Annotated in this window: 18 protein-coding genes and 1 riboswitch; of the genes, 8 read left to right on the forward strand and 10 right to left on the reverse strand. The window is 71.8% G+C overall.

Annotated features, from left to right (window positions below; genetic code table 11):
• The first annotated feature begins 83 nt into the window (after positions 1–83).
• The gene (locus tag OG866_RS16755; RefSeq protein WP_329335533.1) at positions 84–1,364 is read left to right on the forward strand and encodes a D-alanyl-D-alanine carboxypeptidase family protein; all 1,281 of its coding nucleotides are present in this window, start codon (positions 84–86) and stop codon (positions 1,362–1,364) included.
• Here the strand turns inward: OG866_RS16755 and OG866_RS16760 are convergent.
• The 3 genes from OG866_RS16760 to OG866_RS16770 all read right to left on the reverse strand — a co-directional run bounded on the left by OG866_RS16760 (position 1,318) and on the right by OG866_RS16770 (position 4,142).
• Positions 1,318–2,229, reverse strand: coding sequence for a YihY/virulence factor BrkB family protein (locus OG866_RS16760; RefSeq protein ID WP_329335535.1), 912 nt, complete (start codon positions 2,227–2,229; stop codon positions 1,318–1,320). The genes OG866_RS16755 and OG866_RS16760 overlap by 47 nt on opposite strands.
• A gap of 268 nt (positions 2,230–2,497) precedes the next feature.
• Complete coding sequence (locus OG866_RS16765) at positions 2,498–3,586, reverse strand: decaprenyl-phosphate phosphoribosyltransferase (RefSeq protein WP_329335537.1); 1,089 nt, start codon at positions 3,584–3,586, stop codon at positions 2,498–2,500.
• Complete coding sequence (locus OG866_RS16770) at positions 3,579–4,142, reverse strand: phosphatase PAP2 family protein (RefSeq protein ID WP_329335539.1); 564 nt, start codon at positions 4,140–4,142, stop codon at positions 3,579–3,581. The genes OG866_RS16765 and OG866_RS16770 overlap by 8 nt, the downstream gene beginning before the upstream one ends.
• 152 nt (positions 4,143–4,294) lie before the next feature.
• Here OG866_RS16770 and OG866_RS16775 point away from each other — a divergent pair, with 152 nt between their 5' ends.
• Both OG866_RS16775 and OG866_RS16780 read left to right on the forward strand, forming a co-directional pair.
• Positions 4,295–5,644 carry an FAD-binding oxidoreductase gene (locus OG866_RS16775; RefSeq protein ID WP_329335541.1) on the forward strand — a complete coding sequence of 450 codons (1,350 nt, stop codon included), beginning with the start codon at positions 4,295–4,297 and terminating at the stop codon, positions 5,642–5,644.
• Between the two features lie 265 nt (positions 5,645–5,909).
• Complete coding sequence (locus tag OG866_RS16780) at positions 5,910–6,665, forward strand: decaprenylphospho-beta-D-erythro-pentofuranosid-2-ulose 2-reductase (protein WP_329335543.1); 756 nt, start codon at positions 5,910–5,912, stop codon at positions 6,663–6,665.
• 134 nt (positions 6,666–6,799) lie between these two features.
• Here OG866_RS16780 and OG866_RS16785 read toward each other — a convergent pair whose 3' ends face one another.
• Both OG866_RS16785 and trpS read right to left on the reverse strand, forming a co-directional pair.
• Entirely contained in the window at positions 6,800–7,384 is a 585-nt protein-coding gene (locus OG866_RS16785; RefSeq protein ID WP_329335545.1) for a 2'-5' RNA ligase family protein, read from the reverse strand.
• 185 nt (positions 7,385–7,569) lie between these two features.
• Positions 7,570–8,583 carry a tryptophan--tRNA ligase gene (trpS, locus tag OG866_RS16790; protein WP_329335547.1) on the reverse strand — a complete coding sequence of 338 codons (1,014 nt, stop codon included), beginning with the start codon at positions 8,581–8,583 and terminating at the stop codon, positions 7,570–7,572.
• 131 nt (positions 8,584–8,714) lie between these two features.
• Between trpS and OG866_RS16795 the strand changes: the two genes are divergently transcribed.
• The 3 genes from OG866_RS16795 to OG866_RS16805 all read left to right on the forward strand — a co-directional run bounded on the left by OG866_RS16795 (position 8,715) and on the right by OG866_RS16805 (position 11,119).
• Positions 8,715–9,275, forward strand: a complete 561-nt coding sequence (locus OG866_RS16795) for an RNA polymerase sigma factor (RefSeq protein ID WP_329335549.1) — start codon at positions 8,715–8,717, stop codon at positions 9,273–9,275.
• Positions 9,259–10,257, forward strand: coding sequence for a hypothetical protein (locus tag OG866_RS16800; protein ID WP_443063531.1), 999 nt, complete (start codon positions 9,259–9,261; stop codon positions 10,255–10,257). Before OG866_RS16795 ends, OG866_RS16800 begins: the two co-directional genes overlap by 17 nt.
• A gap of 157 nt (positions 10,258–10,414) precedes the next feature.
• Positions 10,415–11,119, forward strand: a complete 705-nt coding sequence (locus tag OG866_RS16805) for a hypothetical protein (RefSeq protein ID WP_329335551.1) — start codon at positions 10,415–10,417, stop codon at positions 11,117–11,119.
• Positions 11,120–11,191: 72 nt separating this feature from the next.
• Here OG866_RS16805 and OG866_RS16810 read toward each other — a convergent pair whose 3' ends face one another.
• Positions 11,192–12,643 carry a glycine hydroxymethyltransferase gene (locus tag OG866_RS16810; RefSeq protein ID WP_329335553.1) on the reverse strand — a complete coding sequence of 484 codons (1,452 nt, stop codon included), beginning with the start codon at positions 12,641–12,643 and terminating at the stop codon, positions 11,192–11,194.
• A 43-nt stretch (positions 12,644–12,686) separates the two neighbouring features.
• Positions 12,687–12,776, reverse strand: a riboswitch (ZMP/ZTP riboswitch).
• Between the two features lie 44 nt (positions 12,777–12,820).
• Here OG866_RS16810 and rocD point away from each other — a divergent pair.
• Complete coding sequence (gene rocD, locus OG866_RS16815; RefSeq protein WP_443063532.1) at positions 12,821–14,086, forward strand: ornithine--oxo-acid transaminase; 1,266 nt, start codon at positions 12,821–12,823, stop codon at positions 14,084–14,086.
• A 33-nt stretch (positions 14,087–14,119) separates the two neighbouring features.
• On the opposite strand, the gene OG866_RS16820 is transcribed toward rocD, so the two are convergent.
• From OG866_RS16820 to OG866_RS16830, 3 genes are read right to left on the reverse strand one after another with little or no spacing between them, the layout of a single operon-like run.
• On the reverse strand, positions 14,120–14,935 hold the full coding sequence (locus OG866_RS16820) for a methyltransferase domain-containing protein (RefSeq protein WP_329335555.1): 816 nt from the start codon (positions 14,933–14,935) through the stop codon (positions 14,120–14,122).
• Between the two features lie 44 nt (positions 14,936–14,979).
• Positions 14,980–16,173: a glutathionylspermidine synthase family protein gene (locus OG866_RS16825; RefSeq protein WP_329335556.1), complete on the reverse strand. Its 1,194-nt coding sequence runs from the start codon at positions 16,171–16,173 to the stop codon at positions 14,980–14,982.
• Positions 16,174–16,199: 26 nt separating this feature from the next.
• Entirely contained in the window at positions 16,200–16,562 is a 363-nt protein-coding gene (locus OG866_RS16830) for a hypothetical protein (protein ID WP_329335559.1), read from the reverse strand.
• 126 nt (positions 16,563–16,688) lie between these two features.
• Here OG866_RS16830 and OG866_RS16835 point away from each other — a divergent pair, with 126 nt between their 5' ends.
• On the forward strand, positions 16,689–17,564 hold the full coding sequence (locus OG866_RS16835; protein ID WP_329344152.1) for a hypothetical protein: 876 nt from the start codon (positions 16,689–16,691) through the stop codon (positions 17,562–17,564).
• Positions 17,565–17,616: 52 nt separating this feature from the next.
• On the opposite strand, the gene pdxR is transcribed toward OG866_RS16835, so the two are convergent.
• On the reverse strand, positions 17,617–19,008 hold the full coding sequence (pdxR, locus tag OG866_RS16840) for a MocR-like pyridoxine biosynthesis transcription factor PdxR (RefSeq protein ID WP_329335560.1): 1,392 nt from the start codon (positions 19,006–19,008) through the stop codon (positions 17,617–17,619).
• Between the last annotated feature and the right edge of the window lie 37 nt (positions 19,009–19,045).

Genomic DNA, 19,045 nt, shown 5'->3' on the forward strand with positions numbered 1-19,045 from the left:
TATCTCCGCCGGGTGACCGGTTCCGCGGCCGGGGTGGGGAGGGCGCTGGGACTTCACGGGCGGTGGCATGTACGTTTCCGACCGTGTCCGCACCTAAGAAGACCGCAAGGCGCACCCTGCTGGTCGTTTCCGCCACCCTGACGTCCCTCGCGCTGACCGCCGCGCCCGTGTTCGCAGCGCCCAGTCCCTCGACGTCTCCCTCGGCCACCCCGCCCGCGAACATGTCGACCGTCGGCGGCGCCCGGCTCGGGCAGGCCGGGACCCAGGTCAACCTGGCGAGCGGGGTGCCGGTGCTGCCCAAGGACCTCACCTCACGGTCGTGGATCGTCTCCGACGCCGAGTCCGGCCAGGTGCTCGCCGCGCACAACGCGCACTGGCGGCTGGCCCCCGCGAGCACCCTGAAGATGCTGTTCGCCGACACCGTCCTGCCGAAGTTCCCCAGCACCACCGAGCACAAGGTCGTCCCCTCCGACCTGGCGGGCGTCGGCCCGGGATCCAGCACGGTCGGCATAAAGGAGGGCGAGACCTACACGGTCCACGACCTGTGGCTCGGCGTCTTCCTGCGCTCCGGCAACGACGCAGTGCACGTGCTGTCCGCGATGAACGACGGCGTCAAGAACACGGTCGCGGAGATGAACGAGCACGCCGAGGAGCTCCAGGCCCTCGACACCCACGTGGTCAGTCCTGACGGCTACGACGCCGAGGGCCAGGTGTCGAGCGCGTACGACCTGACGCTGTTCGCCCGCTCCGGGCTCCAGAAGAAGGACTTCCGCGAGTACTGCTCGACGGTCACCGCGAAGTTCCCGGGCAAGACGAAGAAGAACAAGAAGGGCAAGAAGGTCCGCGAGTCCTTCGAGATCCAGAACACCAACCGGCTGCTGGCCGGTACCGACTCCGACGTCGAGGTCTACCCGGGCATCGCGGGCGTGAAGAACGGCAACACCACCAACGCGGGCGCCACCTTCACGGGCGTCGCCGAACGCAACGGCAAGGTGCTGCTCGTCACCGTCATGAACCCCGCGAAGAACGAGCACAACGAGGTCTACAAGGAGACCGCGAAGCTCTTCGACTGGGGCTTCAAGGCCGCGGGCAAGGTCGAGCCGGTCGGCGAGCTGGTCCTGCCCAAGAGCGCGGCGCAGCCGAGCGCCCAGCCGGGTGCGACGGCCTCCGCCGAGGCGGGCGGCGCCGTCGGTGGCGGCGGCTCCTCCAGCAAGCCGATGGCGAGTGCCACGACGTCCTCCGGCACCGGCGGCATGGGCATCGCCCTCGCGATCACCGGCGGCGTGCTGGCGCTGCTGGCAGCCGGCGCGTACCTGGTCAACCGCCGGTGGCCGCTGCCGGATCTCGTACGGCGTCGTCGCTGACCTCGCCCGGCTCGTCCTCCTTGCTCTGCGTCGCCGTCCAGGAGGCGCAGAACAGGACAAGTTTCGACGTGAAGTTGATCCACAGCAGCAGGGCCACAGGCACGCCGAACGCGCCGTACATGCTCTTCGCGGCCACACCCTGCATATAGCCGCTCAGCAGCAGCTTCAGCAGCTCGAACCCGACCGCGCCGATCAGCGCCGCCACCAGCAGCCGCCGGCGGGTCGGTTCGACGCCGGGCAGCAGGGTGAGGACGTACAGCAGGAGCAGGAAGTCGGCGAGTACGGCGATCAGGAACGCCGCGCACCGCAGCAGGACCGCGCCCCAGCCCTCCCGGTCGATGCCGATCTGGTCGCTGATCCAGCCGACCATGGCGGAGCCGACGGCGGACGCGGCGATGGTCACGAGCAGGGCGCCGCCGAGGCCGAACAGGATGCCGGTGTCCTTGGCCTTGCTCAGGAGCGGGTTCACCTCCTCGTCGGGCAGCTCCCACACCGCGCGCAGACATTCGCGCATGGAGCCGACCCAGCCGATGCCGGTGAACAGCAGAACGGCGCCGGCGATGAGCCCGATCGTGCCGGCGTTGGCGACCAGGCCGTCGATGTCGAGCTGGTCGGAGATGCCGGGCACCTGGTCGGCGATCTTGTTCTGGAGGTCGTCCTGCTGCGACTCGCTGAGGGTCGCGGCGGCGATCGCGGCGGCCACGGTCAGCAGTGGGAACAGCGCGACAAAGCTGATGAACGTCATCGCGGCGGCGAGCCGCGTCCACTTCACCCGGTCCAGCCGCTCGTACGACCGCCACGCGTGCGTGGCCATCAGCCGGACGACCGCCGGCCCGACTACGGGGAGGTTCTTCAGCCAGTCCATGTCCGCCTCTGTGCTCGGTGACCCAGGTATGCCCCACGTTCCGAAGACCCATACGTCCTGAAGACCTCTGTACGAGTACCCGGAAAGCGCAGGACAGTGGCGAGCGACATGCCGGGGCCGTGGGGGGGTGTGGGGAAGTGGGCGAGGCCGGTGCGGGGGAATCCGCGGCGTCGCGTTCACGGGATTGCGGGGCGTCGCGATCGGGGGAATGCGGGGCGTCGTGTTCGGGGGATTGCGTGGCGTCGCGATCGGGGAGCCGCCAGGTGGTCTACCAATGCGCCACCGCCAGCCCGTACATCGCCAGCCACACCAGGCCGATGACGGCGAGTGCGCGATCGCCGAGGACAACCTCCTCGGGCTCGCCCGCGGTGCCGCGGTCGGCGAAGACGGCATACCGCAGGACCGCCAGGATGAACGCCACGACGGACAACTGACGCCACGGCAGCAGGCCGGTGGCCGCGGGGGCGGTGTGCGCCCCCAGGGTGTGCGTCACGCCGTCCTCCAGGGCCCACAGGCAGTACCCGAGGACGGCGACCCCGGCCGCGAGCTGCCACACGAAGCGCAGATAGCCGGTCGTGTACTCGCTGAGCAACGCGCGCGTGGCGCCCGCCGCGCCCGCCATCTGCACGGCTTCGGAGTAGCGCTTGGCCGCCACCATGAACAGCGCCCCGAAGCCGGTCGTGATCAGGAACCAGCGCGACAGCGGAATCCCGAGGGCGAGCCCGCCGGCCATCGCCCGCATCAGGAACCCGGTCGTGACGACGACGAGGTCGACGACGAGGACGTGCTTGAGGCTGACGCAGTAGGCCAGTTGCATGCCGAGGTAGGCGAGGAGCAGGGCCGGCACGAGGGGTGGGGTGAGCCAGCAGGCGACGGCGGGCGCGAGGACGGCGAGGACGCCTCCGACGCCGTACGCGACGGGTACGGGGACCTCTCCCGCGGCGACCGGGCGGTGGCGCTTGGTGGGGTGGGCGCGGTCGGCGTCGGCGTCGCGGGCGTCGTTGATCAGGTAGACGGCGGCTGCGCAGGCCGTGAACAGCGCGAACACCAGCGCGAGTTGGGTGAGCGCGTGCCGGGTGAAGAGCTGGCCGGCGGCTGCGGGGGCGGCGACGACGAGAACGTTCTTGACCCACTGCTTGGGGCGGGCGGTCCTGAGCAGGCCGAGGAGGAGGACGGAGCGTGGGTGGCGGGGTGGTGCGGGGGGTCGTGGGGGCGTGCGTTGGCCGAGGAGCGCGGGGGTGTTGGGGTGCGCGCCGGTGGGATGGGCGTCGCTGGGGTACGCCTTGCCTGGGTGTCCGCCGGTGGGGTGCGCGTCGCCAGGGTGTGCGCCGCTGGTGAGCGGCGCTGTTTCAGTCATGCGTGCCCCTCCTCATCCAGCGCGCTCCGAAGCGCGCCGTGAGCGCTCCCAGGGCCGCGCCCGCCACGACGTCGGACGGGTAGTGGACGCCGACGACGAGGCGCGAGAGGCACATGGCGGCGGCGAGAGAGGGGAGCAGCCGCACGCCGCGCCGGGGGCGCCCCCCACGCGTTCCGCACGCCCCCAGCGCGCCGAAGGTGACCGCGGCCGCCGCGGCGGAGGCCGCGTGCGCGCTCGGGAAGGAGTAGCGGCCGGCGGTGCGGACCAGGGGTTCGACGTGCGTGGGGCGTGGGCGGCGTACCACCCTTTTCACGCCCATGCCGACGGCGTGTGCGCCTGCGACGAGCGCGGTTCCGCGCAACCAGGCGCCGCGCCGCGCGCCGTCCACGGCGGCTCCCGCAAGACCCGCCGCAAGCCACAGTGCACCGTGCTCGCCGGCCCGGGACAACGCACGCGCGGCACCACCGACGCGCGGATCGGCACCGCACGCCCAGAGTGCCGAAAGGATTCGGTGGTCGATGCCGTCGTGCGCGACGCGGTGGTCGAAGGAGCCCATGAGGACTCACTGTTCACGTCGACGCCGCCTGGACTCCGACAATATTGAGCGACATCCCATTAATCACCCATTTCGGGGAGAGGATTGATGTTCTGTGATGTTCCGGATGTTCCAAAACCAATCCCCCACCTGAGGGCGATACGGTCACCGACATGTCTGCCGAGACCGTTTCCGTCACGGGATGGGGCCGTACGGCGCCCACCACGGCCCGTCTGGTCCGCCCGCGGACGTACGAGGAGGCCGTGGCCGCGGTCCGCGGCTGCGGGGCCCGCGGAAGCATCCCCAGGGGCCTGGGACGGGCGTACGGCGACGCGGCGCAGAACGCCGGCGGCGAGGTCCTCGACATGACGGGCCTGGACCGCGTCCACGCGATCGACGCCGACGGCGGCACCGTGCTGTGCGCCGCGGGCGTCTCCCTGCACCGACTGATGCGGGTCCTGCTGCCGCTCGGCTGGTTCGTCCCGGTCACGCCCGGCACCCGCTACGTCACGGTCGGCGGAGCCATCGGTGCCGACATCCACGGCAAGAACCACCATGTCTGCGGCGCCTTCTCCCGGCATGTGCTGTCGTTCGAACTCCTCACCGCCGACGGCGAGATCCGCACCGTGAGCCGCGGTACGCCCCTGTTCGACGCGACCACCGGCGGTATGGGCCTGACCGGCGTGATCCTGACCGCGACGGTGCAGCTCCAGCCGGTGCAGACCTCGCTGATGAGGGTCGACACCGAACGCGCGCGTGACCTCGACGACCTGATGGCCCGGCTGTCCGCCACCGACGACCACTACCGGTACTCGGTCGCCTGGATCGACCTGCTCGCGCGGGGCACGGCGACCGGCCGCGCGGTGCTCACCCGCGGCGAGCACGCGCCCCTCGACGCGCTGGGCACGCGTGCGCGTGCAGACGCGCTGGCGTTCCGGCCCTCTCGGCTCCCGGCCCCGCCCGCCCGTCTTCCGGAGGGGCTGCTGAGCCGCCGTGGCGTGGGCTGGTTCAACGAGCTCTGGTACCGCACCGCCCCACGCGCGCGTACCGGCCGACTCCAGAAGCTCTCGGCCTTCTTCCACCCCCTGGACGGGGTCCCGCACTGGAACCGGATCTACGGCCGCGGCGGCTTCGTGCAGTACCAGTTCGTCGTGCCGTACGGCCAGGAGGACACCCTGCGCCGGATCGTGCGCCGCCTCTCAGAGCGGCGCTGCCCCTCGTTCCTGGCCGTCCTCAAGCGCTTCGGGGACGCCGACCCCGGCTGGCTCTCCTTTCCGCTGCCCGGCTGGACCCTGGCCCTGGACATCCCGACGGGGCTGCCCGGCCTCGGTCCCCTCCTCGACGAACTGGACGAGGAGGTGGCCGCGGCCGGCGGGCGGGTCTACCTCGCCAAGGACTCCCGGCTGCGCCCCGAGCTGCTCGCCGCGATGTACCCACGCCTCGACGACTTCCGGGCGCTGCGCGCGGAGTTGGACCCGCGCGGGGTGTTCGTCTCGGACCTGTCCCGCCGCCTCGACCTGTAGAACCGCCTCACCTTCCAGAGCACCGGCTTCGCCCTCTGGAGCCCACGCTTCGACCTCTGGAGCCCCACGCTTCGCCCTGTAGACCCCACCTCGACCTCCGAAGCCCCGCGTTCGCCCTGTAGATCCCACCTCGACCTCCGGAGCCCCATGCTTCGCCCGGAGCCCCACGCTTCGCCCTTGTAGACCCCGCCTCGACCTCCGAAGCCCCGCGCTTCGCCGCCTCGACCTCCCGAGCCTCTGGCTCGACCCATAGGAGCTGCTTGCCGTGAAGGACGCCTTCGGCCTCCCCCAGTCCCTGCTCGTCCTCGGCGGTACGTCCGAGATCGCGCTGGCCACCGCCCGCCGTCTCGTCGCCCGCCGCACCCGCACCGTGTGGCTGGCGGGGCGCCCGTCGCCCGCGCTGGAGCAGTCCGCGGCCGACCTGCGCGCCCTGGGAGCCGACGTGCGCACCGTCGCCTTCGACGCGCTCGACCCCGGGTCCCACGACGCGGTTCTCGGCAAGGTCTTCGCCGAGGGCGACATCGACATGGTGCTGTTCGCCTTCGGTGTCCTCGGTGACCAGGCGCACGACGAGCGTGAACCGCTGGACGCGGTGCGGGTCGCGCAGACCAACTACACGGGCGCGGTGTCGGCGGGCCTGGTCTCCGCGAGCGCGTTGCAGGCGCAGGGACACGGCTCCCTGGTGGTCCTCTCCTCGGTCGCCGGCGAACGTGCCCGCCGCTCCAACTTCATCTACGGCTCCAGCAAGGCCGGCCTCGACACCTTCGCCCAGGGGCTGGGCGACGCCCTGCACGGCACCGGCGTGCACGTCATGGTCGTGCGCCCCGGGTTCGTCCGCACGAAGATGACCGCCGGCCTTCCCGAGGCGCCGCTCGCGACGACGCCCGAGGAGGTCGCGAAGGCCGTGGAGCTGGGTCTCAGGCGACGTTCGGAGACCGTGTGGGTGCCCGGGGCGCTCCGGTGGGTGATGTCGGCTCTGCGGCACGTACCCCGCGAGGCGTTCCGACGGCTGCCGATCTAGCGGCTGTCGGGGCGGCGGGCGCCGTGGAGGACGTCGTGCCCTGCCGTCCGAGGATCCTGAAGTCGCCTATGGAGACGGGATCTTCGGCGGAGCCGTCCCCTCGCTCGTCGTCCCGTGGTCCCGTCGTGGCCCGGTCAGTGGGCGGTCGTGCCCTGTTCCACGGAGGCGGAGGACGCCTGAGGAGGCACCACGGCGGTCCCGCCGAAGGCGTACTCGCGCAGCTTGCGCCACACGCCGTCCGGGCCCTGTTCGTAGAGGGCGAAGCCGGTGCACGGCCAGCGGGCCTCGTAGTCGGCGAGTTCCTCGTACGCGCGGTCCATGGCCGCTTCGTCGATGCCGTGGGCGACCGTGACGTGGGGGTGGTACGGGAACTGGAGTTCGCGGGCGACCGGCCCGGAGGCGTCACGGACCTGCTTCTGGAGCCAGGTGCAGGCCTCGGCTCCCTCGGCGACCTGGACGAACACGACCGGTGACAGTGGCCGGAAGGTGCCGGTGCCGGACAGCCGCATCGGAAACGCGCGGCCGGCCGCGGCGACCTCGGTGAGGTGCGCCTCGATGGCGGGCAGCGCGTCGTCGTCGACCTCTGTCGGGGGCAGCAGGGTGACATGCGTGGGGATGCCGTGAGCCGCGGCGTCGCCGAAGCCCGCGCGCAGCTGCTGGAGCTGGCTGCCGTGAGGCTCCGGGACCGCGATCGACACACCGATCGTTACGGTCCCCACGTCGTCTCCTGTCTTCCCTCTCGGGTGTCGGGGGTCTCCCCCGTGTCGGGTTCGTCCCGGCCGTCCGGCTATCGACTGTACGGCCACGGCTGTGATGTGGGCAGGCGCAACCGTAGTGATGTGCAGCGCTCTGCCCAGTGGTACGTCTGTACGGTTCTGTGCGGTGGTACGCGTGCGTGCTCGCCTCAGTGCTTGGCGGGCAGGAAGCCGACCTGGTCGTAGGCCTGCGCCAGCGTCTCGGCCGCGACGGCACGCGCCTTCTCCGCGCCCTTGGCCAGGATCGAGTCCAGCGTCTCCGGGTCGTCCAGGTACTGCTGGGTGCGCTCCCGGAACGGCGTCACGAACTCGACCATGACCTCGGCGAGGTCCGTCTTGAGCGCACCGTAGCCCTTGCCGTCGTACTTCTGCTCCAGTTCCGCGATTCCCGTGCCCGTGAGGGTCGAGTAGATGGTGAGCAGGTTGCTGACACCCGGCTTGTTCTCGGTGTCGAAGCGGATGACGGTGTCCGTGTCGGTGACCGCGCTCTTGACCTTCTTGGCGGTGGTCTTCGGGTCGTCGAGGAGGTTGATCAGGCCCTTCGGCGTCGACGCCGACTTGCTCATCTTGATCGACGGTTCCTGAAGGTCGTAGATCTTCGCCGTCTCCTTGAGGATGTACGGCTTCGGAAGCGTGAAGGTCTCGCCGAAGCGGCCGTTGAAGCGCGTGGCGAGGTCGCGGGTGAGCTCGATGTGCTGGCGCTGGTCCTCGCCGACGGGGACCTCGTTGGCCTGGTACAGCAGGATGTCCGCGACCTGGAGGATCGGGTAGGTGAAGAGGCCGACGCTCGCGCGGTCGGCGCCCTGCCTGGCGGACTTGTCCTTGAACTGGGTCATGCGGGAGGCCTCGCCGAAGCCGGTGAGGCAGTTGAAGACCCAGGCGAGCTGCGCGTGCTCGGGAACGTGGCTCTGCACGAAGAGCGTGCAGCGGTCCGGGTCGAGACCGGCCGCGAGGAGCTGAGCGGCGGCCAGGCGGGTGTTGGCCCGCAGGTCCGCCGGGTCCTGCGGGAGCGTGATCGCGTGCAGGTCGACGACCATGTAGAACGCGTCGTGGGACTCCTGAAGGGCCACCCACTGACGGACGGCGCCGAGGTAGTTGCCGAGGTGGAACGAGCCTGCGGTGGGCTGGATTCCGGAGAGCACGCGAGGACGATCAGAGGCCATGCTCACCATTCTCTCAGGTGTCGGGGTGCGATCCGGAACTGGTCGGAAACAGATGGGAACCGATCCGTCTCCTGCGGTGTAACAAGAATGTGAGAACGCGGGAGGGGGGCCGCATCGTCGATGAGGCCGCGGTGATCGCACGCGTACGCGCCGGGGACCCGGAGGCGTATGCGGAGCTGGTGCGCGCCCATACGGGCATCGCGCTCAGGGCGGCCGCGGCACTCGGGGCGGGTGCGGACGCGGAGGACGTGGTGCAGCAGGCCTTCGTCAAGGCGTACTGCGCGCTGGGCAGGTTCAAGGACGGCGCGTCGTTCCGGCCGTGGCTGCTGTCGATCGTCGCCAATGAGACGAGGAACACAGTGCGGACGGCGGCCCGGCAGCGCACGCTCGCCGGCCGGGAGGCGGCGTTGGTGGAGGCGGAGCCGCTGATACCGGAATCGGCGGACCCGGCGGTGGCGGCCCTGGAGATAGAGCGCCGTGCCGCACTCCGGTCCGCCCTGGCGAAGCTGAGCGAGGAGCACCGCCTGGTCGTCACCTACCGCTTTCTGCTGGAGATGGACGAGTCGGAGACGGCCCAGGCCCTGGACTGGCCGCGGGGGACGGTGAAATCCCGGCTCAACCGCGCACTGCGGAAACTGGGCCGACTGCTGCCGGACGCCGAGCCTCGGGAAGGGGGTGACGAGCGTGAGTGAGGGACACGAGGCCTACGGCGGTGAGGGCGGCCGTGGTCGCGGGGGCGCCGGTGGCCGGGGTCCGCGGGGCCGTGGCGGCGAGCGGGGTCCCGGATCGCGGCGGCGCGGGCGGGACGGCGGGCCCGCGGTCGATACGTCGCGGCTGCCGGAGGAGCTGCGGGCGCTGGGGCGGTCGCTGGACGCCGGCGAGGGCGCCGACGGTGCTCTCGGTTCCGAGACGATGGTCGAACGGGTGCTGGGACAGATACTGGCCGAGCGGGTGCCGGTGCCGGTGGCCGAGCCCCGGGGGGCCCGGGAGCGGCTGCGGGCGGTCCGGCGCTGGACGGGGATGCGGTGGCGGTCCCTGACCGCTGCGCTGTGCGGTCTGCTGACGGTGCTCGCGCTCACTCCGCCTGTGCGGGCCGCGGTCTTCGACTGGTTCGACTTCGGCGGGGTCGAGGTGCGGTACGACCCGTCGGCGACGCCTTCGCCGGGTGCCGAGGTGCCCGGCTGCGGCAGGCCGGTGTCGGCGGCGCAGGCCGAGCGGCGGGCCGGGTTCGAGCCGCTGGTGCCGGAAGCGCTCGGTGCGCCGGCGGCGATGTCGGTGGCCGGTGGGCCGGAGGGGCGGTTCGTCGTGACGCTGTGCTGGCGCGAGGACGGGGAGACGATCCGGCTGGACGAGTTCGCCGCGGGGCTGGACCTGGCGTTCACGAAGACCGTGCGCGAGCAGCCGGAGTGGATCTCGTTGGGCGGCTCCGACCTCGGCGGCGCGGGCGGCACGGCCCTGTGGTTTCCCCGTCCTCACCTGCTGAGTTTCTGGCTGGTGGACGCGGACGGGGAGCGCTTCAGCCGTGCGGAGCGGACCGCCGGACCGACCTTGCTGTGGGGCCGTGCGATCGGTCTCGCGGAGGTGACGCTGCGGCTGGAGGGAGTGGCGTCGAAGGGGCGGGCGGTGGAGATCGCGGAGTCGGTCGCGGAGCGTTCGGGGACTTCCTCGGAATAGTGCGGGCGGGGTGGGAACCCCGGCGGGCCGAGCGGTGTACCAGAAGTGACACACGGCTCGCGGGGACCGGGCGGGCCGTACGGCATCGGCAAGTTGGGGGCTCGTGATGCATACGCAGGCAAGCGGCTGGAGGGGCGGTTGTCGTCGGCTGACGGCGGTGGCAGGCGTGTCGGCGGCGGCGCTCGGACTCACGCTCGGGAGCGCGGGCTCCGCGGCGGCCGGCGGGCCGACCAGCGTGTTGATCGTCTCCCCGGAGAGCGCGGAGACGGCGTCGCTGTACTACTCCGACCGGGAGTACGGGGTGTTGGAGCGCCTGCTCGGCGCCCCGGGCTCGGGCACGGCGGACAAGCCGCCCGAGGCCGACCTGATCGTCGGCCCACAGCTCAACGTCACATGGATGGTGCACGACGTGTCGCCCTGGCGGGTCGACCGGGTCTACCCGGCGAAGGACTCCGAGGCGGTCTGGATCCACACGGCGGCGAACGTGGCCGCGTCGGCGAACGGCACCTGGCACCGCGCCCGGCAGCCCGCCGTGCTCCGCGACCTGCTCAAGGACCTGGGCGTGATGGGCAAGGCCGTCGACGGCAACTCCGCAGTGGACTATCCGCCGCCCTGGGACACGGCGGAGGGCATGGAGGACGCAGACGGCCCGGACGTGGGAGCGACCCGGAGCCCCGATCCGACGCTCGCCGCAGCCTCCGCCCGATCGTCCGGACCGGGTGACGGCACCACCGACTGGTGGTGGGCGCTACCGGGGATCGCGGCCGGGGTCGGCGGGACGCTGCTGATACGCCGCGCGGCGGCCCGGCAGAAGGCCGGACCGCCGCGGGAGGAACCACGCCAGGAGCTCATCGATCTGTGATCGGTGAGCGATGCCTGATCCCTCGACGATCTTCGTGAGTCGCCGTTCCTTGACAACTCAACAGGGCGTTTGTCAGCCCAGGTCGATCTCCGGGTACAGCGGGAAGCCCGCCACGAGGTCGGTCGCGCGGTGCGAGATCTCGTCGGCGACCTTGGCGTCCAGGACGTGCGCGGCCTTGGACGGCGCGCCCGACTTGGTGGTGCCCGGCTCGGTGGTGGTCAGGACGCGGTCGATGAGGCCGGCGACCTCGTCCATCTCGGCGGTGCCCAGGCCGCGGGTGGTCAGGGCGGGGGTGCCGATGCGGATGCCGGAGGTGTACCAGGCTCCGTTGGGGTCGGCGGGGATGGCGTTGCGGTTGGTGACGATGCCGGAGTCGAGGAGCGCGGCCTCGGCCTGACGGCCGGTGAGGCCGTAGGAGGTGGCGACGTCGATCAGGTTGAGGTGGTTGTCGGTGCCGCCGGTGACCAGGGTCGCGCCGCGGCGCATCAGGCCTTCCGCCAGGGCCCGGGAGTTGTCGACGATGCGCTGGGCGTAGTCCTGGAAGGCGGGCTGCCGTGCCTCCGCCAGGGCCACCGCCTTCGCCGCCATGACGTGCGGCAGCGGGCCGCCGAGGACCATCGGGCAGCCGCGGTCGACCTGGTCCTTGAGGGAGTCGTCGCACAGGACCATGCCGCCGCGCGGGCCGCGCAGCGACTTGTGGGTGGTGGTGGTGACGATCTGCGCGTGCGGGACCGGGTCGAAGTCGCCGGTCAGCACCTTGCCCGCGACGAGGCCGGCGAAGTGGGCCATGTCCACCATCAGGGTCGCCCCGACCTCGTCGGCGATCTCGCGCATGATGCGGAAGTTCACCAGGCGCGGGTAGGCGGAGTAACCGGCGACGATGATGAGCGGCTTGAACTCACGGGCGGAGACGCGCAGCGCCTCGTAGTCGATCAGGCCGGTCGCCGGGTCGGTGCCGTAGGAGCGCTGGTCGAACATCTTGCCGGAGATGTTGGGGCGGAAGCCGTGGGTGAGGTGGCCGCCGGCGTCCAGGGACATGCCGAGCATGCGCTGGTTGCCGAAGGCCTGGCGGAGCTCTGCCCAGTCGGCGTCGGTGAGGTCGTTGACCTGGCGGGCGCCGGTCTTCTCCAGGAAGGGGACCTCGACGCGGTCGGCGAGGACGGACCAGAAGGCGACGAGGTTGGCGTCGATGCCGGAGTGCGGCTGGACGTAGGCGTGGCGGGCGCCGAAGAGTTCCTTGGCGTGCTCGGCGGCCAGGGACTCGACGGTGTCCACGTTGCGACAGCCGGCGTAGAAGCGGCGGCCGATGGTGCCCTCGGCGTACTTGTCGCTGAACCAGTTGCCCATGGCGAGCAGGGTGGCCGGGGAGGCGTAGTTCTCGGAGGCGATCAGCTTGAGCATCTCGCGCTGGTCGTGGACCTCCTGGCCGATGGCGTCGGCGACGCGCGGCTCGACGGCGCGGATCACGTCGAGGGCGGCGCGAAAGGCGGTGGACTCGCTGGAGAGGGGCTGCTGCTCTGACATTCGTCGGCCTCCGGATGGCGTGGCGGGTTGCGGTCACGATTCACGGTTCGGCCCAGGCGCACGGCACTCGGTCATTCCCAGGCCGCTCCCCGATGGTCCGTCCCATCCCAGCGCGCCAGTCACGGCCTGCCGGTCAGCCTACCGGGCGCGCCGGACGACGGAGGTCCCGCGTCCACCATGCGAGCGACGATAGGAAGGGGGTCATCCTCACCCCTGGGAGTGCCCGTGAACGCGACGGAGAGGCTCATCGGCGTGGCCGAGGCCCACAGTGCGCACAACTACCGTCCGCTGCCCGTGGTGGTGGCCACGGCGGACGGGGCGTGGATGACGGATGTGGAGGGGCGGCGGCATCTGGATCTGCTGGCCGGCTATTCGGCGCTCAACTTCGGCCACCGCAACCGGCGTCTCGTCGAGGCGGCGAAGGCTCAGCTGGAGCGGGTGACGCTGACGAGCCGCGCCTTTCATCACGACCGGTTCGCCGCGTTCTGCGCGGAGCTCGCCGAGCTGTGCGGGATGGAGACGGTGCTGCCGATGAACACCGGCGCGGAGGCGGTGGAGACGGCGGTGAAGACCGCACGGAAGTGGGGGTACCGAGTCAAGGGCGTGCCCGCGGAGATGGCGAAGATCGTGGTGGCGGGCAACAACTTCCACGGCCGTACGACCACGCTGATCAGCTTCTCGACCGACCCGGAGGCGCGGGCGGACTTCGGCCCGTACACACCGGGGTTCGAGATCGTGCCGTACGGGGACGCGACGGCGATGCGTGCAGCGGTCACGGAGAACACGGTGGCCGTGCTGCTGGAGCCGATCCAGGGTGAGGCGGGCGTCCTGGTCCCACCGGCCGGCTATCTCCCCGCGGTCCGGGAGCTGACGCGCGAGAGGAACGTGCTGTTCATCGCGGACGAGATCCAGTCGGGGCTGGGCCGCACCGGCCGGACGTTCGCCTGTGAGCACGAGAACGTGGTGCCCGACATGTACGTCCTCGGCAAGGCGCTGGGCGGCGGGGTCGTACCGGTGTCGGCGGTCGTGTCGAGCGCGGAGGTCCTCGGCGTCTTCCGGCCCGGCGACCACGGCTCGACGTTCGGCGGAAACCCCTTGGCCTGCGCGGTCGCGCTGGAGGTGATCGCCATGCTGCGCACCGGCGAGTACCAGGCGCGGGCCGCGGAGCTCGGCGACCATCTGCACCGCGAGCTGAACACCCTGTGCGGCAGCGGCCATGTCACCGCGGTACGCGGCCGTGGTCTCTGGGCGGGCGTCGACATCGCCCCCGCCCACGGCACCGGCCGCGAGGTGTCCGAGAAGCTGATGGACCGAGGCGTGCTGGTGAAGGACACCCACGGCGCGACGATCCGCATCGCTCCACCCCTGGTGATCAGCAAGGAGGACCTGGACTGGGGGCTGGACCAGGTGCGGGCGGTGCTGGGCGCTCGCCCCGGCCCGTGAGGAGCGGGTGCGGGTGGTGGTGTCGGCCTCGGGTCAGAGAGGCTTGCGGCCCCAGGCGATGACCATGAAGTTGGGGATGTAGGTGGTGCCTTGGCTCTTCGTCAGGGTGATGACCTCCTCGATGTCCGCGTCGCTGACCTCGCCGGTGGCCAGCAGGCGGGGGCGCAGTGAGCGCAGGGTGAGGGGGAAGAAGGCGGCGGATCCGCCGGTGAGGACCGGGGCGTGGACCTGTGCGCCGATCTCGGTCAGTCCGGCGTCCGTCAGGGCCTGGGGCAGTCGGCGGCCCGTTCCGGGGTCGACCCCGGCGGCGCCGAAGGCGGCGCGGAGTGCGCGGCCGAGGCGTTCGGCCAACTCCAGGTGCTCGGGCGGGTAGTAGCGGGCAGCGGCCGGGTACATCGGGCCGTCGATGTCGAAGTCCTCGACGACCACCCAGCCGCCGGGGCGGGTCGCCGCGGCCAGGCGTCGCAGTGCCTCGTCGCGGTCGGGCAGGTGTTCCACCACGGCCCGTGCGTGGACGAGGTCGAAGGCGGCGTCGGGGAGGTCGTCCATGAGGAGGTCGTGGGTGCGGATCTCCAGGTTGGACAGACCGCGGTCGTGGGCGAAGCGGGTGTCCAGGTCGGTGGCGAGCACGCGCCCGGCGGCGCCGACCTGCTTGGCCAGCCAGCGCGCGATGCTGGCGGCGCCGCAGCCCGCCTCCAGGCAGTGCCAGCCCTCGGCGACTCCGAGCTCGGTCAGGCGGTGGCGGCTCTGGTCGTCGTAGATCTCCTCCAGCGCCAGTAACCGCCCGTGCTCCCGCTCCCAGGACGGGTCGAAGACGTATCCGCTCTCCATCGTCGCCGTGTCGCCCACCGATCGCCCCTCTTCGTTGGTCGTGGGCCGATCATTCTGTCGCGTCAGAGGATCACATGGGGCAGAAAGCGCGCGTATTCGTCGGTCACCAGTCCGGCCGACTCACGGATGCCGAGGCCCGCCGACTCGTCCTCGACGACCCAGGCGCCCAGGACGACACGATTGCCGTCGAAATCGGGCAGGGGCGCCAACTCCTGGTAGCAGCAGGGCTCTTCGCGCAGGACAGGGAGGGTACCGGTGGTGTCCGGTGCGTGGATGGTGACGCCGGCGCCCTCGCGGCCGAGCAGTGGTTTGGCGACGTAGCCCGCCGTCGTCGCCAGCTCCCTGGGTCCGTCGAGGTAGGCGGGGAGGAGGTTCGGGTGGCCGGGGTAGAGCTCCCAGAGAATGGCCAGAAGTGCCTTGTTGCTGAGGAGCATCTTCCAGGCGGGTTCGATCCACAGGGTGGTGCCGGTGCCGCCGCCGTTGTCGAGGGTGGCGAGGACGTGGTCGGCGAAGCGGTCGGTGGTCAGCCACTCCCACGGGTAGAGCTTGAAGCAGCTGCGGATGAAGCGGAGTCGCTGGTCGACGAAGCGGCCGGAGAGCCGGTCCCAGCCGATCTCCTCCACGGAGATCCAGGCCGTGTCGAGGCCGGCCTGGTCGGCGGTCTCCTGGAGGTAGGCGACCGTCATGAGGTCCTCGCCGAGTTCGTCGGCGGAGGAGTACGCGAAGTAGAGCGGGCTGCCCGGCGGGAGCAGCGCGGCCTGCTTCTTCCAGGCGGCGACGAGGCGTTCGTGGAGGGAGTTCCACTGGTCGGCGCCGGGGAAGCGCTCCTCCATCCAGAACCACTGCGGGGAGGCGGCCTCGACGAGGGAGGTGGGGGTGTCGGCGTTGTACTCCAGCAGCTTGGCCGGGCCGGTGCCGTCGTAGCGGAGGTCGAACCGGCCGTAGAGGGAGGGGAGTTCGGCGCGGCGGCGCCAGGCCTCGGCGACCGCGTCCGCGACGCGCGGGTCGGTGATGCCGAGGTCGGCGAAGCGGCCCGCGGTGACGATGTGGTCCGCCGCCGCCAGACACATGCGGTGGAGTTCCTCGACCACGTCCTCCAGGGCCTCGACCTCCTCGAGGGAGAAGGCGTAGTAGGCGCTCTCGTCCCAGTAGGGGCGCAGGGAGTCGTCGGGGTAGCGGGTGAGGGGGTAGATCAGGCCCTGTTCCTCGACGGTCTGCTGCCAGCCGGGGCGGGGTTCGATGGTGCGGCGTTCCATGGCGTCTCTCCGGGGCGGGTCCGTGCTCAGCCGCCGCCGCTGCCGCTGGAGCAGCCGAAGCCGCCGCGGTCCACGGCCTCGCTCTTGCTGAAGGTGCCGTAGTCGGCACGGCCGTTGCTGACGTCGGCGTCGTAGTACCAGGCGGCGTCGGAGCTCTTGCCGGTGCCGGTCTTCTTCTTGCCGCCCTTGCCGGAGGAGGACGAGGAGCCGGAGCTGCCGGAGTTGCAGTTCTTGTCGGCCACGACCTTGTAGCCCTCGTAGGTGTAGCTGTCGCGGTCGACGCAGCGGCGGTCGGGGTCGGAGCCGCAGGAGGTCAGTGCCGCCGCGACGACTCCCATGCCGCCGAGCACGACGGTGCTGGAGCGCAGCCGTCGCCGAGTTTCCGCCATGTTCCCCGTCTCCCCGTGGTGCGTAGAAGCTGTTGTCCGGCGGTCAGCCTAGAGATCGGTGAGAGTGCTCGCGCAGGCACCCGTCCGTCTTCACGCCTCCCCTACAGTCGCTTTGTGCTCTTTGGGATGGTGTGTGCGCTGGGTGCGGCGGTCTGTTTCGGTACGGCGACGGTGTTGCAGGCGGTCGCCGCGCGGTCGGCTGCGACGGCCGAGGGGGCCGGCGGGGAGGCGGCGCTGCTGCTGCGGGCGGTGCGGCAGTGGCGGTACATGGCGGGGCTGGGGCTGGACGGGCTGGGGTTTGTGCTCCAGATCGCGGCGTTGCGGTCGGTTCCGATCTACGCGGTCGGGGCGGCGTTGGCGTCGAGTCTCGCGGTGACGGCGGTGGTCGCGGCGCGGTTGCTGCGGGTGCGGTTGAGCGGGGCGGAGTGGGGGGCGGTGGGGGTGGTGTGTGCCGGGCTCGCGATGTTGGGGGTCGCGTCCGGGACGGAGGGGGATCTGAGCGGGCCGGCGGCGCTGAAGTGGGTGATGCTCGGGGTGGCCGTGGGGGTGCTGCTGCTCGGGCTCTCTGCGGGACGGTTGTCGGGGCGCTCGCGGGCGCTGGTGCTCGGGCTCGGGGCGGGGGTCGGGTTCGGGGTGGTCGAGGTGGCGGTGCGGTTGATCGACTCCCTCGCCCTGCCGTCGCTGCTCACGCATCCGGCGACGTATGCGCTGCTCCTCGGTGGAGGTGCCGCGTTCCTGTGTCTGACGTCGGCACTGCAACGGGGGTCGGTGACGACGGCGACCGCGGCGATGGTGATCGGCGAGACGGTGGGGCCGGCGCTGGTGGGGGTGGTGTGGCTCGGGGACCGTACGCGGGAGGGGTTGGGGTGGCTGGCGGTGCTGGGGTTTGCGGTGGCAGTGGCGGGGGCCCTGGGCCTGGCCCGCTTCGGTGAGGCACCTGTCTCCGGGGGTGGGACCGGGGAGGGTGCGGAGCCCGCGAGGAGTGCGGAGGCGTCCGGGTGACCACTCCGGGTACGGCTTCTCGGGCATGGCGTCCTCAACCCGCGAACACCCCCTATGGCATTGCCCTGCACAGTGCCTCCAGGGCCCCCGTCCATCCGCTGTCCGGTGGGGTGCCGTAGCCGACGACCAGGGCGTCCAGGCCGTCGGGGGCTGCTTCGGGGTGGCGGAAGTAGGAGAGGCCGTGGAGGGCGACGCCCTGCCAGGAGGCGGACTGGACGACGGAGTGTTCGGTGCCGGGCGGGAGGCGCAGGACGGCGTGGAGGCCGGCGGCGATGCCGGTGATGTGGACGTCGGGGGCCTGGGCGGCGAGGGCGGTGAGCAGGGCGTCCCGGCGGCGGCGGTAGCGCAGGCGGGCGGCGCGGACATGGCGGTCGTAGGCGCCGGAGGTGATGAATTCCGCCAGGGTCAGCTGGTCGAGGGCGCTGGAGGTGTCCACCTTGCCCTTGGCCGCCGCCGTCTCCGCCGCCAGGGACGGGGGCAGTGCCATCCAGGCGAGGCGGAGGCCGGGCGCCAGGGACTTGCTGGCCGTGCCGAGATAGACGACATGGTCGGGGTCCAGGCCCTGGAGGGCGCCGACGGGCTGGCGGTCGTAGCGGAACTCCCCGTCGTAGTCGTCCTCCAGGATCAGGCCGCCGGTGCGGCGGGCCCACTCGACCACCGCGGTGCGGCGGGCCCGGTGGAGGGGGACGCCCATCGGGAACTGGTGGGCGGGGGTGAGCAGGACCGCGCCCGCGTCGCCGAGGTCGGCCGGGTTCGTGCCGCGGTCGTCGAAGGGGGTCGGCGGGGTGCGCAGGCCGGCTCCGACCAGCTGGTTCCAGTGCGCGTCGAGGCCGTACGACTCGACCGCGGCCGTGCGGACGCCGCGGGCCCGCAGGACCGTGCCCAGCAGGCGCAGGCCGTGCGCGATGCCCGAGCACACCAGGACGCGGTCGGGGTCGGTGCGGACGCCGCGGGCGCGGGCGAGGTAGTCGGCGAGGGCGGTGCGCAGTTCGACGCGGCCGCGCGGGTCGCCGTAGCCGAAGGCGTGGTTAGGGGCCGCGAGGAGGGCGCGGCGGGCCGCCTTGAGCCACTCAGCGCGGGGGAAGGCGGCCAGATCGGGGGCGCCGGGGCGGAAGTCGTGGGCGGGGCGGTGGGGCGCCCGGGGGCCGGGGCCGCCCGCGGCGGAGGAGGGGGCCGTGACCGTGCGCTCCGCCACCCTCGTGCCCGAGCCCTGCCGGGCGGTGAGCCAGCCCTCGGCGACCAGGTCGGCGTAGGCGTCGGCGACCGTGTTGCGGGCGATGCCGAGGTCGGCGGCGAGGGTGCGGGACGAGGGCAGCCGGGTGCCCGGGGCCAGGCGGCCGGTACGGACCGCCTCGCGCAGGGCGTCGGTCAGGCCGCGGCGCAGGTGTGGACCGGCGGGTTCAAGGTGGAGGTCGACGCCCAAAGTGGCCCATGATTTCGCCATGGGAATGGACCATACCGGTGGGCTGCCTCGAATCTAG

It is taken from the genome of Streptomyces sp. NBC_00663 (assembly GCF_036226885.1).
GTDB lineage: Bacteria > Actinomycetota > Actinomycetes > Streptomycetales > Streptomycetaceae > Streptomyces.

What these genes read in the sequence shown, in the direction of transcription:
- OG866_RS16760 (WP_329335535.1), bottom strand. Translation starts at nt 2,229, where the DNA reads ATGGACTGGCTGAAGAACCTCCCCGTAGTCGGGCCGGCGGTCGTCCGG.
- OG866_RS16765 (WP_329335537.1), bottom strand. Translation starts at nt 3,586, where the DNA reads ATGACTGAAACAGCGCCGCTCACCAGCGGCGCACACCCTGGCGACGCG.
- OG866_RS16775 (WP_329335541.1), top strand. Translation starts at nt 4,295, where the DNA reads ATGTCTGCCGAGACCGTTTCCGTCACGGGATGGGGCCGTACGGCGCCC.
- OG866_RS16830 (WP_329335559.1), bottom strand. Translation starts at nt 16,562, where the DNA reads ATGGCGGAAACTCGGCGACGGCTGCGCTCCAGCACCGTCGTGCTCGGC.
- trpS (WP_329335547.1), bottom strand. Translation starts at nt 8,583, where the DNA reads ATGGCCTCTGATCGTCCTCGCGTGCTCTCCGGAATCCAGCCCACCGCA.
- OG866_RS16835 (WP_329344152.1), top strand. Translation starts at nt 16,689, where the DNA reads ATGGTGTGTGCGCTGGGTGCGGCGGTCTGTTTCGGTACGGCGACGGTG.
- OG866_RS16810 (WP_329335553.1), bottom strand. Translation starts at nt 12,643, where the DNA reads ATGTCAGAGCAGCAGCCCCTCTCCAGCGAGTCCACCGCCTTTCGCGCC.
- rocD (WP_443063532.1), top strand. Translation starts at nt 12,821, where the DNA reads ATGCGAGCGACGATAGGAAGGGGGTCATCCTCACCCCTGGGAGTGCCC.
- pdxR (WP_329335560.1), bottom strand. Translation starts at nt 19,008, where the DNA reads ATGGCGAAATCATGGGCCACTTTGGGCGTCGACCTCCACCTTGAACCC.
- OG866_RS16825 (WP_329335556.1), bottom strand. Translation starts at nt 16,173, where the DNA reads ATGGAACGCCGCACCATCGAACCCCGCCCCGGCTGGCAGCAGACCGTC.
- OG866_RS16770 (WP_329335539.1), bottom strand. Translation starts at nt 4,142, where the DNA reads ATGGGCTCCTTCGACCACCGCGTCGCGCACGACGGCATCGACCACCGA.